Below are 14,858 nucleotides of genomic sequence, written 5' to 3' on the forward strand. Positions count from 1 at the left end.
ACTTCACGCAGGGCTACAGCACCGAGTTCTTCGACTGGATCACGCACGACAAGGGCCGTTATCGCCGCCTGACGAACTTCGGCAAGGTGGTGAATCCGGCAGGCATCCGCACCATCGGCGAGTTTCCGAACCTGACGGCCGCGATGGAACGCGCAGGCTGGAGCGAGTCGCGCATCAAGAAGGTGATGGGCGAGAACTGGATGCGCTTCTTCGGCGAAGTGTGGAACGTCTGAACGTGCTGGCCAGTCGCGCGGGCGTACAATCCCGACGCCTGTGTACACCCAATGCACGCCATCATGCCGAACCCGAGCGAGACGACGTCCAAGCTGGACTATGAAGATCTTTTCCGGCATCTGCCCGTTGCGGTGATCGTGGCCCGCGAGCGCATCATGGTGGACTGCAATGCACGCGCGCTCGAACTGTTCCGGGCGGAACGCGGCGATATCGTCGATCAGTCGTTCTCCAAGCTCTACCCGCAGAAAAAAGACTTCGCGAGCACCGGTCACCGTCTCGGACCGCTGATCGCGAAGCGCGCGGTCTTCAGCGACGACCGCATCATGCGGCGCATCGACGGCAGTCATTTCTGGGTCACCGTGCGCGGCTTCGGCTATAACCCGCAACGCCCTTTCGAGCTTGCCGTCTGGACCTTCACGGATCTTTCGGACAGCGCCAAGCCGCCCGATGTCACGAGCACGCTGACGGAACGCGAGCGCGACGTCGCCGCCTGTCTCGTGCATGGCCTGACGAGCAAGGAGATCGGCAAGGAACTGAACATCAGCCCGCGCACGGTGGATATCCATCGTGCGAGCCTCCTGCGCAAGTACGGCGTGCGCGCGACGCCGGAACTCATCACGCGGCTGCTGGCCTGACGGTCCGTCAACTCAAGGCGGTTTCGGCGAATTGCGTGCATTGCCGAAAGAACGAAAAGGGTTTCCCGACTTAGCATGATCCCGGCTCTTGAAGGTGACTGCCCTCCGAGACCCGGGACCCGAATCACTCGCGTGTTCACGCGCTCAAGCCCGGTCCTGACTGAACTCACAGCAGCATCCAGCGAAGACACTGTGGCAAAGCTGATCGACACACCCATGATCGAACGCCGGAACATGCTCACCGTGAGCGCCGGCACCGCCATCGCCGCGATGGCGGCCGCGGCGGTACCGCTGGCATCGGCGGCGGAACGCGTGGCGTCTGCACACAGGACGCCGGGCAATGCATCGGCCGATTCGGTCACGGCGAAGGACGGCACGCGCATCTTCTTCAAGGACTGGGGCGCCGGCAAAACGGTCGTGCTGTCGGCGAAGCTATTGCGTCACGCGAGCCTGAAGGTGTATCCGGGTGCGCCGCACAGCATGTGCACCACCGACGCCGACAAGGTCAACGCCGACCTGCTCGAATTCCTGCGCAGTTGAACAGACCCGAGCCTCAGGTACAGGCTTCGATAGCAGGAGCCAACGCGAGAGGCTCGGGTTCGTCGTCGATCTCGTTGAAGAACATCTTCGCGGCGCGCTGCACCGAAGGCGAAAGCGACAGCAGTTCCTGCACCAGCAGATCGGTGGCGCTTTCCAGATCGCTATCCACGGCGAAATCGGTCGCCAGTCCCCATTCGTATGCCTGCGAGCCGCTGACATAGCGCGAGCGCATCAGGATGTCCCGCGCCCGTCCCCCGCCCACGATGCCGGCCAGCCGCTGCAATGCGCCGGCGCCCGGAATCTGCACGACCTGATCCGAAGGAAAAGCGTACAGCGAGACCTTGCCTATCTCGAGCGTGGGCATCGACAACAGCCTCGCAACCTACATGCTCACGCGGCACTTGCTGGAGCGCGGTTTTCGCAGCTTCGCCTATCTGGGTTTCGGTCATGCGCAGATCAACGCTGCGCGCATTGCCGGCGTGCGCGACGGCCTTGCGGAAGCCGGTATCGAAGTCGACGTACACGACGCTCACACACCGACCAGCCGCGCCGGCGAGCATGCGTGTTCGCGCGTGATGCTGGGACCGCGCCGTCCGCAGGCCGTGATCTGCTACAACGACCTGATCGCGCTCGGCTTCATCAAGGCGGCGCGTGCGCTCGGCATTCGCGTGCCCGACGATGTCGCCATGACCGGCATCGACAACATTCCCTACGGAGAACTGTCCGCGCCGACACTGACGAGCGGGGACACGCAAAGCGAGACGATCGGGGAGGTCGCGATGCAGAAGCTGGTGGACATGCTGGGCGGGAAGGATCACATCGAGCACGTGACCATCGAACCGTGTCTGATCGTGCGCGATTCGACGGCCGTGACTGACGGCCGCTGAACGCGGCGGTTCAGGTCCGGTTCGCCATCAGCAGCAGCGTTTCTCCGTCCTGGACCACTTCGCGGGCCTGGTTCAGCACCTTGAGCCTGAGCGTCGCGATGCCGCGATCCGCGCGCTTGGTCGGCCGCTTCGCGACCACTTCGACCTCGACATGAATGCGATCGCCGATCATCAGCGGCGCGCGGAACGACCAGTTCCAGCTCAAGGTCGCCAGTCCCTTCAGGCGGACGGCGCAACGGGTCTTGAGGCCGTCGGCGAGCGCGAGTCCCAGCAGTCCATGCGCGATGCGGCCGGGAAAGCCGGCTTCCTGGGCCGCGACGTCGTCGAGATGAAGATCGTAGAGATCGCCCGATACGCCCGCGAAATTGACCACGTGCGTTTCCGTGACCGTCATGCCCGAGGTGGCGAAGTGGTCGCCGGCCTCGATGTCGCTGAGGTCGTACATGCCGGGCGCGAGCGCACGGCCTTGGGCGATGGCATCGGTATCCTGTCGTACTTCCATGAGCGTCGTTGTCTCCATTGTTGGTGATGAGCGGCCGCCTTCAGCAGACCGTTTGCAGGCGCTGCGCGCACACCTTCAGCACTTCGTCCGGCTCGACCTTCCACCAGCGGTCGCGCGAAAACAACTCGACTTCCACCATGCCCGCGTAACCCGCGCGTTCGATCTCACCGCGAAAGCCCGTCAGATCGATCACGCCGTCGCCCATCATGCCGCGGTCCAGCAGCATGTCGCTGGTGTCGGCGAGCCAATCGCACACGTGATACGCGAGGATCCGTTGCGCGCGTCCCGCCGCCGCGATCGACTCCGCGAGCAGCGGGTCCCACCAGCAGTGATAGACGTCGATGGCAACGCCGAGCATCGACGGATCGCCCGGCGCGATCTTCTCGCACAGCGAAAGCGCCTGCCCGATCGTGTTGATGACGGCGCGTTCCGCCGCGTACATCGGATGCAAGGGTTCGATGGCGAGCGGCACGCCGAGCTTGCGCGCCTCGGCATGCAACTCGGCGATGCCCTCTTCCACCTGCGCACGCGCGCCCGGAAGATCGCGCCCGTTCGCGCTCACACCGCCCACCACCATCACGAAGCAGCGCGCTTCGAGTTCCGCTGCCTCGTGCAGCGCCTTGATATTGCTGTCGATGCTCGCGCGCCGCGCGGCCTGCGTTTCGCCCGTCAGGTACGTGGAGCGGCAATAGCCGGTCACCGTGAGTTGCAGCGCCCGCAGCTTGCGCGCCACGGCGGCAACGCCCATGGCTTCCACTTCATGCCGCCATGGCGCGACGCCGCCGAAGCCGGCGCGCGCCACGCGTTCGAGCGTTACATCGAGCGGCTCGCGATGTCCGAGTGTCGCGGTATTGATCGCACAACGGTCCAGCCGGTTCTCAAGCGTCTCCATGCGTGTCTCCGCTCATAGTCCGAAGGTCTGCATCACGAGCCGCATGCGCTGCACAGCGAGTTCGGGCTCGCGCAGCAGGTTCGCGGCATCCGCGAGACGGAACACGTCCGCGAGATACAGCGGCGGACGCGCGCCGTGATGTCCGCCCGGCATGAAGAAGTGCGGCTGGAATCCGTTCAGGTACGCGAGGAATACGACGCCCGTCTTGTAGTACTGCGTGGGCGCGCGGAAGATGTGCCGCGACAGCGCCACCGTAGGTTCGAGCAGACGGTCATAGCGTGCGGCGTCGCCCGCGGCCAGTGCAGCAAGCGCCTGCGATGCAGCGGGCGCAATGGCATCAAAGATGCCGAGCAGCGCATGCGAATAGCCCTGCTCGTCGCCCTTGATGAGCGACGGATAATTGAAGTCGTCGCCCGTGTACATCTTCACGCATTGCGGCAGGCGGCGCCGGAAAGCGATCTCCCGTGCATCGTCCAGCAGCGAGATCTTGATGCCGTCCACCTTGTGCGCATTGTCCGCGATCACCTGGAGGCACACATCGGCGGCTGCGTCGAGATCGTTGCTGCCCCAGTAGCCTTTCAGCTCGGGATCGAACATGTCGCCGAGCCAGTGCAGGATCACGGGCCGCGAGCACATCGCCAGCACTTCGCGATACACGCGCAGATAATCGTCGCGATGCCGCGCCACACGCACCAGCGCGCGGCTCGCCATCAGGATCACGCGGCTGCCGGTGCGCTGGATGGCGTCGAGTTGCAGCGCGTAGGCGCGGATCACGTCGTCGCAGGACGTGGCCTCGTGCGCCGGAAGATGATCGGTGCCGCAGCCCGAGGCGATCAGCGCGCCGGGCAGATCGCAAGTTTCCTGCATCGTGCGCTCGACGAGTTCGCGCGCGGTATCCCACGTCACGCCCATGCCGCGCTGCGCGGTGTCCATGGCCTCGGCGATGCCCAGTCCCTGACCGATCAGATAGCGCCGGTATTCTATCGTGCGCGTCCAGTCGAGCACGGCGGGCTGGTTCAGCTCGCTGCTGCGAAGCGGATCGGCCACGACGTGCGCCGCTGAATAAGCGATGCGGTTGAACTTCGCGCCCATCGGCGCCCCACCGATCGGGTCGCCGGTAAGCCGATAGTTTTCCAACTGGCCGGAAGCGGCCGGAAGAACGATTTGCATGATGTCGAAGGCTTGAAGGTTCAGTTACGACGCAGGCATCTCGATGCCGAAGAACGTCGCGAAGGCCGCGAGCTGTCCTTCGATCATCGGCTGGCCATTGGTCGCGCGGCAGCCGCACGCCCGCGCATGTTTCAGCAGCGGCGTTTCTGCGGGCGTCATGATGATGTCCACCACCTGAAGCGCAGGCGCGAACGCGCCGAATGCGACGGGCATGCCGTCGCCCGGCTTCATGCCGACGGGCGAACAGTTGATCAGCACGTCCACGCCCGCGAGATTGGCGGGATCGACATCGACGTTTGTCGCACAGCCCGGGTAGTAGCGATTCAGCCGCGCCGACAACTGCTCGGGCAACTCGCGCTGCGGATCGCTCAGCGCGATGCTCGCCGCGCCCGCCTCCGCCAGCGCATGGGCGACGGCCGCGCCCGCGCCGCCCGCGCCGAGTTGCTTCACATGCTTGCCGCGCACCTCGAAGCCAATGCGCGTCAGCCCCTGCACGAGACCGGTGCCGTCGAACAGGTCGCCGAACCAGCTGCCATCGGGCTGGCGGCGCATCACATTGAGCGCGCCGACGCGGCGGGCGGTGTCGGAGACTTCATCGACCATCGACATCGCGCGCACCTTGTGCGGCACCGTGACCACGAGGCCATCGAGATTGCCGAGCGCCTGAAGACCTGCGACGGCAGGCTCGAACACGTTCACGGGGACATCGAAGGGCAGGCAGATTGCATCGATGCCGCCGGTCTCGAAGAGCGCGTTCATCAGCTGCGGCGTCTTCACCTGCGTGACGGGGTTGCCGAGAATGCCGAACAGCCGTGTCGATCCGCCGATGCGCGGTCCCTCTTGCGCATGCTTCGTCACGACTGCTGCTCCCTGAACGCAGCGAGCCGCGCATGCGACGGCCAGCTTTGTTCGTCCATCGCGGCGTCGAGGCCCATCGGCTCGGGACGGAACAGGCGCTCATCCATCAGCTTCAGGTCCGGCGAGATGACCGGACGGAACGCCATGTGCGCGAGCACGTCCCGTTCGAGATCGATGCCCGGTGCGATTTCGATCAGTTCGAGCGCGCCGTCGATGGTGCGGAACACCGCGCGCTCGGTCACGAACAACGTGATCTGGCCGCGTTCCTGCGCATACGGTCCGCTGTACGACACCTGCTGCAGTTTCGACACGAACTTGCGATGCGTGCCTTCCTTCAGGATCTGCAACTGGCCGCCTTCGCACGCCACCTTCAGGCTGCCCGCCGTGAAGGTGCCGCCGAAGACCATCTTGCGCGCGTTCTGGCTGATGTTGATGAAGCCGCCCACGCCGATCAGCTTGTTCGCGAAGCGGCTGATGTTGACGCTGCCCTGCGCATCGATCTCGACGGCGGACAGAAACGCGATGTCGATACCGCCGCCATCGTAGAAGTCGAACTGATACGGCATGTCGACGATGGCGCTGTAGTTGCGCGCGGCGCCCGCATCGAGTCCGGCCGCCGGCGCGCCGCCGATCAGCCCTTGCTCGTTGGTCAGCACGATATGATGCAGCACGTCTTCCTCGGCCGCCACGAGTCCGATGCCGGTACACACGCCGGAGCCCACATTGCACACGGCGCCGACGCGCAGTTCCATCGCGAGACGCCGCGCGATGATCTTGCGTTCGTCGAGCGGCAAGCGCGGAAAGCCTTCCAGCGGAATGCGCATCTCGCCGGTGAAGGCGGGGTCGTAGGCGGTCTGGTAGGTCACCGGTTGTTCGGGATCGATCACCACGGCATCCACCAGCATGCCGGGAATCTTCACTGTCTTGGCCGGCAGGGTGCCGCGCTTCGCCAGCCGCTTGACCTGCACGATGACCAAGCCACCGTTGCGGCGCGTGGCCTGCGCCATCGAGAGCATGTCGCCGAACACGGCTTCATGTTCCATCGAGATGTTGCCGTCCTCGTCCGCCGTGGTGCCGCGCAGGAACGCGACATCGACTTCGAAGGGCTTGTAGAACAGCCACTCGCGGCCTTCGAGTTCGATCAGGCTCACGAGCTTGTCGTCGCTCGGCGCGCCCTGAATGCCGCCGCCATTGCGCGGATCCACGAAGGTGTGCAGGCCGACATGGCTGATGAGCCCTGGACGCCCCGCCGCCATCTCGCGCGTCAGCAGCGAAAGCGCGCCTTGCGGCAGCGTCCACGCCTCGATCTCCTGGTTCAGCGCCATCTGCGCGAGCGGCGGCGAATCAACCAGCGTGCCGCACACGACGCGCTTCAGCAGGCCCGCATGCGCGAGCCGCGACGCGCCGCGCTCGCCGCGATCGCCCAGACCGACCGGATGCACTGACGTCAACTGACGAGGCTCGCCCTTCGCGAGAAAGCGCCGTTCGAGCGCTTCGATCAGCGTTTCCGGCACGGCATGTCCGCTCCCCGATCCGCCGATCATCAATGTATCGCCATCCTTGAGCAGGGATGCAGCCTGGTCGGCGGTCAAGATTTGCATGGTTTCAACTCCGCTTGTTTCTGTGTGTCGATTTCAATGTCCAGGCGTGTTCGCCTTCGTCACGCCGCCGTGCGCGCTTCCGGCAAGGCGGGCTCATCGTCGCGATGACGCGAGAGCTGCTTGCCGAGCAGCGCCGCAATCAGCGTGAGGAAGCTGAAGACCGCGAGAAACACCATCACGTAGGTGGGCTTGCCGTTCGCGTAGGCCACCAGCGCGGTGGCGATGAACGGCGTCGGCCCGCCTATGAGTGCGCCGGACATCTCGCGGCACATCGCGATGCCTGAAAAGCGGTACTGCGTGGGAAACAGGTTGGCCAGGAACGCCCCCTGCGCGCCGCAGGTGCAGCCCCAGCTGATGCCATAGACCGCGCTCATCGCAATGGTGGCGAGCACGACGTCCTTCGAATCGATCGCGAGGAACAGCGGATACACGAGCGCGAGGGCGATCATCGCGCCGGCGGCGAAGATGTTGGCGCTGCCGAAGCGGTCCGCGAGCATGCCGCCGACCGGCGCACAGAACAATGAAAAGAACAGCGCGATGATGAGCACCACCAGACTGTCCGATTTCGCCATGCCGACCGTGTTGGTCATGTAACTGAGCGCGAAGGTATTGAGCACGTAGCTGAGCGCTTGATGGCCCCCCATCGCGAAGAAGCCGCACAGCAGTTCGCGCCGGCTGTTGCGGAACAGTTGCGCCAACGGCACCCTCTCCGCCTTGGCCTTCTTGCTGGCCTTTTCCATGGCGGCGACGTACTCGGGCGTTTCATCGAGCTTCGAGCGAATGTAGATGGCGACGCCGAACAGCCCCAGCGACAGCAGGAACGGCACGCGCCATGCCCACGAGAACAGGATGTCCTCGGGCACATACGAGATCAGCAGAAAGGTTGCGATCGCAATCATCACGCCGAAGTTGGTGGCCGCGTTCGGAATCGAGGTGAAGAACGCGCGCCGGCTCGGCGGCGTGTATTCGGCGATCAGCGTGATGGCGCCCGCCAGTTCCGCGCCCGCGCCGAAGCCCTGCATCATGCGCATCAGCACCAGCAGCAAAGGCGCGATGATGCCCGCCTGCTGCCAGGTAGGCAGTATCCCCAGTCCGACCGTGGCCGCCCCCATGATGGTCACGCAGAACACGAGCGCCGGCTTGCGGCCGTACTTGTCGCCGATGTGCGAGATGACGATGCCGCCCAGCGGGCGAATGATGAAGCCCACCGCGAAGGTCGCGAACGCGGCCAGCGTGCCGGCCAGCGACGAGAGTTGCGGAAAGAACAGCTTGTTGATGATGAGGCCCGACGCCGCAGCGTACAGGCCATAGTCGTACCACTCGATGATGGTGCCGAGGGTCGACGCGAACACGGCGCGTCGGATGTTCCTGCGGTCTGCCTTCTGCGCGTGTGCTGGTTGCATGGCGCTGTCTCCTGCTTCGCTTTTGATTTTGTGCGACACCGCGGCCTCGCGGTGCACGTTGACGGAAATCCCTCCGCCTGTTGCGGCGGACGGTACTGCTGCATGAATCAGTCTTGCTGTCAGCCTTGCTTCGTGCGCTTGCCGAAGGCGTTGGCGCCCGCTTCGTAATTGCCCGACGCGAAACAGAGCGAGGTCAATTCGTTCTCGTAGCGGATGCCCTGCTCGACGCTCATCGACAGCGCCGCGCGCACGGCGGCCTTGACCGATTGCGTCGCGATGGGGCTGAATTCGGCCATCCTGCGGCACAGCGCCATGGCGCTGTCGACGACTTCCGCGTCTTCCACCACCATCTCGACCAGCCCGATATCACGCGCTTCGCCGGCGTCGATGGTATCGCCCGTCAATAGCAGACGCATGGCCTGTCCATAGCCGACGAGACGCGGCAGCATCTGCGACGCACCGCCGCCGCCCACCCAGCCGCGCAGCACTTCGGGCGCGCCGAACTTCGCGCTCTTGCCGGCGACCCGGATATCCGCACCGAGCATCATCTCGAGGCCGCCGCCCAGCACCCAGCCCTTCAAGGCCGCGACGACGGGCTTGGTGAAGTCGCGCACCACCATCGCGTAGTCGGTGCGTGCACGAAACTCCCATGCCGTCTGGTAAGTCTTGAGCGAATGCAGGTCGCTGCCCGCACTGAACGCGCGCTCGCCTTCGCCGCGCAGCAGCACGACGCGGATCGCCGCATCGCGCTCGATGTCCTGACGGATCCCGAGCAGCGCCTGCGTCATCCCGGGCGTCATCGAATTCATTTTCTCGGGACGGTTGATGACGATCTCGGCCACCGCGCCGTGACGCCGCATCACCATGTTCTCCTGCATCGCGCCTCCTCTTTTGTCGGCCGCCAGGGCAGCCTGTCCTCTTCGCGTTTCTCCTCATACTTACTTACTAGTAAGTAGCTTGAGCGGACATTATCATCAATCTCAGGCGTCAGGCAACGGAAATTTGAGGTGCAGCGAACGAAGGCGGCGCAGTCCTTTTTCAGGCGAGGGCGGCAACGGGAAAAGAATGAGCGTCGTGTAAAATCAGCCGCTGAAAAGTGCCGGATCGCTGCCCACGGCACGCTCCGGTCCCCGCCCGCCACGCCCGTTTCTTTGCCCCGTGTGAGGCCCAGTCAACCCTCCGATCCTCACCAAGGTGCCACGTTGAGTCAGACCACAAGCGCCGTGAAACCCGCGAAGCCCGCGAAAGCCACCAAGGCCGGCAAGGGCGACCCGGCCGCCGCCGCACCGAAGCGCTCGTCGATGTACGACAGCATCAAGGACCTGGCGAAGCGGCTCCTGATCGCGCACGGCTATCACAAGACCACGTTTGGCGTGATCGCCAAGGAACTCGGCATCACCACGACCAACATCCACTATCACTTCGGCAACAAGAACAGCCTCGTCGAGGAAGTGGTGAAGGACTATGTGGCGGGCGCCACGGAAGGCCAGAAGAAGATCTGGCTCGATGAAACGCTTTCCTTGCAGGACAAGTTGCAGGCTGAGATCGGCTACAACCGCAACCTGTTCCGCAAATACAACCCGGGCGGCAAGACGCGCAAGCCGTGGAGCCTGATCGGACGCCTGCGCATGGAAAGCGACGTGCTGACCGACGAAGCACGCGCGGCCCTCGCGGGCTTCACTACCGAGATTCACGCGGCGGTCGAAGTGGCCGTCGAACAAGCAAGCCGCAGCGGCGAGTTAAAACGCGACACGCCGAAGGAAGACCTGATTCTTCTGCTGACGCATCTGATCGACAGCCTCTCGGTGTTCGCACAGGACGCGGGCGGCTTCGAGCGCGTCGAACAGTTCATGAACTCGTTCTCGCGCGTGGTGCTCGCGAAATACACCCGGTAAGTCTCTCGTACACGCGACGAATCGCACAGTCGGCGTTAAGCCTACTGGACAATTAGATCGATCTACCTTAATGTCTTCTCACGGAGACATTCTATGAACGAGATTGGCTTTGGCATTGCCGTCGTGGGCGCGGGCATGGCTTCCGCGCCGCATCTGGCGGGGCTGCTCGACTTGCAGGACCGGGTAAGCGTGCGCCACGTCGTGGCGCGCTCGGCGGAACGGGCGGACGCATTCGCGAGCCGCTTGCCGCACGCCCGCGTCACGCTGGATCTGGACACCGCCCTCAACGACGAAAATGTGAACGGCGTGCTGCTGCTGACTCCGCCGAACACGCATCTCGAACTCGGCGCACGGATCGCGGCGGCGGGCAAGCACCTGCTGGTGGAGAAGCCCATCGACGTCACCACGTCGCGCGCACGCGAACTGGTCGCGTGTTGCGAACAACATGGCATCGTCGCGGCGGCGGTATTGCAGCACCGCACGCGCGATGCATCGCGCAAGCTGCGCCAGTTGCTCGATGCACGCGCACTCGGCGCGATTCACAGCGCCAGTGTGGCCGTGCCGTGGTGGCGTCCGCAGTCCTATTACGATGAACCCGGGCGCGGCACGCTCGCGCGCGACGGCGGCGGCGTGCTGATGACCCAGGCGATTCATACGCTGGACCTGTTCCTGTGGCTCGTCGGACTGCCGGACGAAGTCTTCGCCTATGCGGTCACCAGTCCCGCGCACCGGATGGAGTGCGAGGACACCGTGGCGGGCGTCATGCGCTATCGCAGCGGCTGTGTGGCGTCGCTGCATGCCAGCACGGCCATCTATCCCGGCTTTCCCGAACGCATCGAGATCAGCGGCAGCAAGGGCAGCGCCACGCTCGGCGGCGGCAAGCTCAGCGTGCAATACATGGACGGCTCGGCGCTCGAAGAAGGCGAGACAGCTTCGCTCGGCTCCGGCGCAGACCCGATGGCGTTCTCGCATCACGCGCATCGGGCCGTGATGTCCAGCTTCGTCGATGCCGCGATGCGCGGCGTCGAACCGGTCGCCTCGTTGCGCAGCGCGCTGGACGTCCACGTGCTGATCGATGCGCTGATCGCTTCGTCGGCCGCCCGCCAACCCATGCCCGTCAACCCAGGTTCGCCATCATGACTTCTGCCCTGAATGCCGCTGTCGGCGGCGATACACGCCTGTTCGCCATCGTCGGCGATCCGATTGCACAAGCGCGCTCGCCGCTGGTGTTCAACGCCATCTTCCAGCGCATGGGCGTGAACGCGGTGCTCGTGCCGATGCAGATTCCCGCGGCATCGCTCGAAACCGCCATTGCCGGCTTGAAGCGCATCGCCAATCTCGACGGCATCGTCGTCACGGTGCCGCACAAGATTGCGATGACCAGCTGGGTCGACCGGCTGCTGCCCATCGCGCAGAAGGTCGGCGCGATCAACTGCATGCGCCGCGCCGAATCCGGCGAGTGGATCGGCGAGATGTACGACGGCGAAGGCTTCACGCGCGGCCTGCGCAAGCAGGGCCACGAACCGCGCGGCATGGCCGTGTTCCAGGCCGGCGCGGGCGGCGCGGGCAAGGCGCTGGCGCACGCGCTTGCCAGCGCAGGCGTCAAGTCGCTGCGCCTGATCGATGTGGACCGGGCGAAGCAGGACGCGCTCGTCGCGGAGATCGCGCAGGCCTATTCGCAGGTGAACGTCGCGGCGGGAGACTCGCAACCCGCTGACGTGGACATGGTCGTCAACGCGACGCCCTGCGGCATGGCCGAAGGCGATGCGTTGCCCTTCTCCATCGAGCAACTCGACCGCAACGTGCTCGTGGCCGACATCATCATGAAGCCCGAACGGACGCCGCTGCTGCGACGGGCTGAAGAGCGCGGTCATCGCACGCACCTGGGACGGCATCTGCTGGAGAACCAGGCGGAGATCGTCGCCGAATTCTTTGGCCTGAAACCGATGTAGTGCGCCCCGGTCGGCGCAGCCGATTCATATACACTCCGGACATACGAATCTTCAAGCGCTCCCCATGTCCCGAGGCAAACCAGGCTCTTCCGTCACGCTGCTGGACATCGCCAACGAACTCGGCCTGTCCCGCGCCACGGTTTCTCTCGTGCTGCGCAACAGCCCGCGCATCTCCGAAGCCACCCGCGAACGCGTACTGGAAGCCTTCAAGCGTCAGGGTTATGTCTATAACCGCCATGCGGCGGGCATGCGCAGCAACCAGACGCATACCGTCGGCGTGGTCGTCAACGACCTCGCCAATCCCTACTTCACCATGTTGGTCCGCGCCATCGAGGCGAGCCTCAGCACGCAGGGATTCATGACGCTGCTCGGCAACACGGACGAGTCGCTCGACCGGCAAAGCCGCTTTCTCGAAACCGTGAGGCAGCACAATATCGACGGCCTCATCGTCTGTCCGACCGAATCCACCACAGCCACGCAGATGCGCCAGGTGCTGGCGTGGGGCATCCCGTGCGTATTCGCGTCGCGCTATGTGAGCGGACTCCAGGCCGATTACGTCGGCGTCGACAACCGTCGCGGCATGGCGCTCGCGACCTCGCATCTGATCGGGCTCGGCCACAAGCGCATTGCGATGATCGGCGGCATCATGCGCGCCTCCACCGGCAGCGATCGCGCCGAAGGCTATCGCGAGGCCTTGCAGGCGGCCAAGATCAAGTTCGACGAACGTCTGCTCGTGCCCTCGCCGCTCACGCGCTACGACGGCAAGCGCATCATCACCGAACTCCTGCGCCTGAAGAATCCGCCTACGGCGGTGGTCTGCGGCAATGACATCGTCGCGTTCGGCGTGATGCTCGGTCTGCGCGCGCATGGCATCGAACCGGGCCGCGACTTCGGCGTGGTCGGTTTCGACGACGTGCCCGAAGCCGCGCTCTGGGAGCCGCCGCTCACCACGGTCCAGGTCTTGCAGGACGAGATCGGCCAGAGCGCCGCGGACCTGCTGCTCAAGCGCATGACGGAGCCGTCGCGCACCGCCACGCGCATCCTCTCGGACCCTGTGCTGATCATTCGCGGCACCTGCGGCGGGCGTCCCGGCGCGGCCTGAGCATCGCGCCCACGGCTTCGCCCGTTCGGGTTTCCCTTATAAAAATCCGCTTGCGTCACATCGAAGCTGCCCCTAACCTTTCAGGTAGATCGATCTACTCAATCTGCCTGATGGCTGGATGCGTGTGCGCAAGCACGACGGCCAAGGCCCATCCGTGCCGCCTGTCGTGCGTCACGGCCATAAGAACCACAGGAATCCGACGCATGCGCGACTACCTACTCTCTCGCAGAAAACTCCTGACGCTCACGGTCGCCTCGGCGGCGGCCGGTTGGCTGCCGCGTCTCGCCAGTGCGGACAGCCAGACGATTCGCATCGGCGACGTGGTGGACCGGCACAACCCGGAAGTGATCACCGAGAACCTGATGGCGAAGCGGCTCAAGGAGACGACCGGCTTCGACGCCCGCGTGTTCCCCGACGGCGTGCTCGGCTCGCACACCCGCATGAACGAGCAGCTGCGCAACGGCACGCTGGAAATCACGGTGGCGAACGTGGCGGACCTCGAAGGCTATGACAAGCGCCTCGGTCTGTTCGCGATGCCGTTCGCCTTTCCCGATCGCAAGACGCTGTTCGCTGCGCAAGATGGCGCGCTCGGCGAGGCCTACGCGGGCATTCTGGAGAAGCTGGATTTCGTGCTGCTCGGCTGGTTCGATTCGGGTCTGCGCAGCGTCTACAACCGCACGCGCGCCATCAACGAGCCCAACGACATGAAGGGCCTGAAGATTCGCACGCAGGGCAACCAGATCATGATCGCGACGTTCAACCAGTTCGGCGCGCAGGCCACGCCGCTGGACACCACGCAGATTTATTCGGCGTTGCAGCAGGGCGTGGTGGACGGGGCCGAGAACTCGGTGACCTTCTTCGTCCAGCAGCATCACAGCGAGGTGGCGAAGCATTACTCGTACACGAACCACTTCTTCTCGATCGACCCGATGCTGGCCAGCAAGAAATGGTTCGACTCGCTCGACGCGAAGAAGCAGGACGCCGTCAAGCAGGCCGCCGCGCAGGCCCAGCAGCACGAGCGCGACCTGTGGCTTGCGTCGGACGCGAAGTATCTCGCCGAAGCGAAGAAGAACGGCGTCGAATTCAACGATACCAACAGCGCCGCGTTCCGCGCGGCCGTCAAGCCGATCTACGCCAAGTACCGCTCGAACTTCGCCGAGCTGGCGAAGTACCTGCCGGACCTCTGA

15 protein-coding genes and 2 pseudogenes are annotated in these 14,858 nt (G+C 64.7%); 9 read left to right on the forward strand and 8 right to left on the reverse strand.

Annotated features, from left to right (window positions below; all coding sequences use genetic code 11):
• The 3 genes and pseudogenes from QCE62_RS33890 to QCE62_RS33900 form a co-directional block, all read left to right on the forward strand.
• Positions 1-233: membrane dipeptidase (locus tag QCE62_RS33890; protein WP_309927599.1), on the forward strand; the 233-nt coding region annotated here is incomplete at its 5' end.
• A gap of 63 nt (positions 234-296) precedes the next feature.
• Complete coding sequence (locus QCE62_RS33895; RefSeq protein ID WP_309927602.1) at positions 297-869, forward strand: PAS and helix-turn-helix domain-containing protein; 573 nt, start codon at positions 297-299, stop codon at positions 867-869.
• Positions 870-1,289: 420 nt separating this feature from the next.
• Positions 1,290-1,409 (forward strand): annotated as a pseudogene (locus tag QCE62_RS33900) (alpha/beta fold hydrolase); the annotation flags it as partial.
• A 13-nt stretch (positions 1,410-1,422) separates the two neighbouring features.
• Here the strand turns inward: QCE62_RS33900 and QCE62_RS33905 are convergent.
• On the reverse strand, positions 1,423-1,773 hold the full coding sequence (locus QCE62_RS33905) for an enoyl-CoA hydratase-related protein (RefSeq protein ID WP_309927604.1): 351 nt from the start codon (positions 1,771-1,773) through the stop codon (positions 1,423-1,425).
• On the opposite strand from QCE62_RS33905, the pseudogene QCE62_RS33910 reads away from it, so the two are divergent.
• Positions 1,742-2,296: pseudogene (locus QCE62_RS33910) on the forward strand (LacI family DNA-binding transcriptional regulator); the annotation flags it as partial. The gene QCE62_RS33905 and the pseudogene QCE62_RS33910 sit on opposite strands and share 32 nt — an antisense overlap.
• A gap of 10 nt (positions 2,297-2,306) precedes the next feature.
• Here the strand turns inward: QCE62_RS33910 and QCE62_RS33915 are convergent.
• The 7 genes from QCE62_RS33915 to QCE62_RS33945 all read right to left on the reverse strand — a co-directional run bounded on the left by QCE62_RS33915 (position 2,307) and on the right by QCE62_RS33945 (position 9,600).
• On the reverse strand, positions 2,307-2,798 hold the full coding sequence (locus QCE62_RS33915) for a MaoC/PaaZ C-terminal domain-containing protein (RefSeq protein WP_309927607.1): 492 nt from the start codon (positions 2,796-2,798) through the stop codon (positions 2,307-2,309).
• 40 nt (positions 2,799-2,838) lie between these two features.
• A complete protein-coding gene (locus tag QCE62_RS33920) occupies positions 2,839-3,690 on the reverse strand; it encodes a sugar phosphate isomerase/epimerase family protein (protein ID WP_309927610.1) in 852 nt (283 codons plus the stop codon).
• Between the two features lie 12 nt (positions 3,691-3,702).
• Entirely contained in the window at positions 3,703-4,860 is a 1,158-nt protein-coding gene (locus tag QCE62_RS33925) for a dihydrodipicolinate synthase family protein (RefSeq protein WP_309927614.1), read from the reverse strand.
• A gap of 24 nt (positions 4,861-4,884) precedes the next feature.
• Positions 4,885-5,718: a shikimate dehydrogenase gene (locus QCE62_RS33930; RefSeq protein ID WP_309927617.1), complete on the reverse strand. Its 834-nt coding sequence runs from the start codon at positions 5,716-5,718 to the stop codon at positions 4,885-4,887.
• Positions 5,715-7,319: a CoA-transferase gene (locus tag QCE62_RS33935; protein ID WP_309927620.1), complete on the reverse strand. Its 1,605-nt coding sequence runs from the start codon at positions 7,317-7,319 to the stop codon at positions 5,715-5,717. The genes QCE62_RS33930 and QCE62_RS33935 overlap by 4 nt, the downstream gene beginning before the upstream one ends.
• A 59-nt stretch (positions 7,320-7,378) precedes the next feature.
• A complete protein-coding gene (locus QCE62_RS33940) occupies positions 7,379-8,722 on the reverse strand; it encodes an MFS transporter (RefSeq protein ID WP_309927623.1) in 1,344 nt (447 codons plus the stop codon).
• Between the two features lie 119 nt (positions 8,723-8,841).
• Complete coding sequence (locus tag QCE62_RS33945; protein WP_309927625.1) at positions 8,842-9,600, reverse strand: enoyl-CoA hydratase/isomerase family protein; 759 nt, start codon at positions 9,598-9,600, stop codon at positions 8,842-8,844.
• A 324-nt stretch (positions 9,601-9,924) separates the two neighbouring features.
• On the opposite strand from QCE62_RS33945, the gene QCE62_RS33950 reads away from it, so the two are divergent.
• The 5 genes from QCE62_RS33950 to QCE62_RS33970 all read left to right on the forward strand — a co-directional run bounded on the left by QCE62_RS33950 (position 9,925) and on the right by QCE62_RS33970 (position 14,858).
• Positions 9,925-10,617 (forward strand): TetR/AcrR family transcriptional regulator, encoded by a 693-nt coding sequence (locus tag QCE62_RS33950; RefSeq protein ID WP_309927628.1) that lies wholly within the window; start codon positions 9,925-9,927, stop codon positions 10,615-10,617.
• A gap of 93 nt (positions 10,618-10,710) precedes the next feature.
• On the forward strand, positions 10,711-11,757 hold the full coding sequence (locus QCE62_RS33955; RefSeq protein WP_309927631.1) for a Gfo/Idh/MocA family oxidoreductase: 1,047 nt from the start codon (positions 10,711-10,713) through the stop codon (positions 11,755-11,757).
• Positions 11,754-12,569 carry a shikimate dehydrogenase gene (locus tag QCE62_RS33960; RefSeq protein WP_309927634.1) on the forward strand — a complete coding sequence of 272 codons (816 nt, stop codon included), beginning with the start codon at positions 11,754-11,756 and terminating at the stop codon, positions 12,567-12,569. Before QCE62_RS33955 ends, QCE62_RS33960 begins: the two co-directional genes overlap by 4 nt.
• Before the next feature lie 64 nt (positions 12,570-12,633).
• Complete coding sequence (locus QCE62_RS33965) at positions 12,634-13,671, forward strand: LacI family DNA-binding transcriptional regulator (RefSeq protein WP_309927637.1); 1,038 nt, start codon at positions 12,634-12,636, stop codon at positions 13,669-13,671.
• Positions 13,672-13,874: 203 nt separating this feature from the next.
• Positions 13,875-14,858 (forward strand): TRAP transporter substrate-binding protein, encoded by a 984-nt coding sequence (locus tag QCE62_RS33970; RefSeq protein ID WP_309927639.1) that lies wholly within the window; start codon positions 13,875-13,877, stop codon positions 14,856-14,858.

The organism is Caballeronia sp. LZ033 (assembly GCF_031451265.1).
Lineage (GTDB): Bacteria > Pseudomonadota > Gammaproteobacteria > Burkholderiales > Burkholderiaceae > Caballeronia.

Excerpts from the sequence above, each read along its gene's own strand:
- QCE62_RS33925 (WP_309927614.1), bottom strand. The coding sequence starts at position 4,860 with ATGCAAATCGTTCTTCCGGCCGCTTCCGGCCAGTTGGAAAACTATCGG.
- QCE62_RS33970 (WP_309927639.1), top strand. The coding sequence starts at position 13,875 with ATGCGCGACTACCTACTCTCTCGCAGAAAACTCCTGACGCTCACGGTC.
- QCE62_RS33895 (WP_309927602.1), top strand. The coding sequence starts at position 297 with ATGCCGAACCCGAGCGAGACGACGTCCAAGCTGGACTATGAAGATCTT.
- QCE62_RS33935 (WP_309927620.1), bottom strand. The coding sequence starts at position 7,319 with ATGCAAATCTTGACCGCCGACCAGGCTGCATCCCTGCTCAAGGATGGC.
- QCE62_RS33955 (WP_309927631.1), top strand. The coding sequence starts at position 10,711 with ATGAACGAGATTGGCTTTGGCATTGCCGTCGTGGGCGCGGGCATGGCT.
- QCE62_RS33965 (WP_309927637.1), top strand. The coding sequence starts at position 12,634 with ATGTCCCGAGGCAAACCAGGCTCTTCCGTCACGCTGCTGGACATCGCC.
- QCE62_RS33920 (WP_309927610.1), bottom strand. The coding sequence starts at position 3,690 with ATGGAGACGCTTGAGAACCGGCTGGACCGTTGTGCGATCAATACCGCG.
- QCE62_RS33940 (WP_309927623.1), bottom strand. The coding sequence starts at position 8,722 with ATGCAACCAGCACACGCGCAGAAGGCAGACCGCAGGAACATCCGACGC.
- QCE62_RS33905 (WP_309927604.1), bottom strand. The coding sequence starts at position 1,773 with ATGCCCACGCTCGAGATAGGCAAGGTCTCGCTGTACGCTTTTCCTTCG.
- QCE62_RS33960 (WP_309927634.1), top strand. The coding sequence starts at position 11,754 with ATGACTTCTGCCCTGAATGCCGCTGTCGGCGGCGATACACGCCTGTTC.
- QCE62_RS33945 (WP_309927625.1), bottom strand. The coding sequence starts at position 9,600 with ATGCAGGAGAACATGGTGATGCGGCGTCACGGCGCGGTGGCCGAGATC.
- QCE62_RS33915 (WP_309927607.1), bottom strand. The coding sequence starts at position 2,798 with ATGGAAGTACGACAGGATACCGATGCCATCGCCCAAGGCCGTGCGCTC.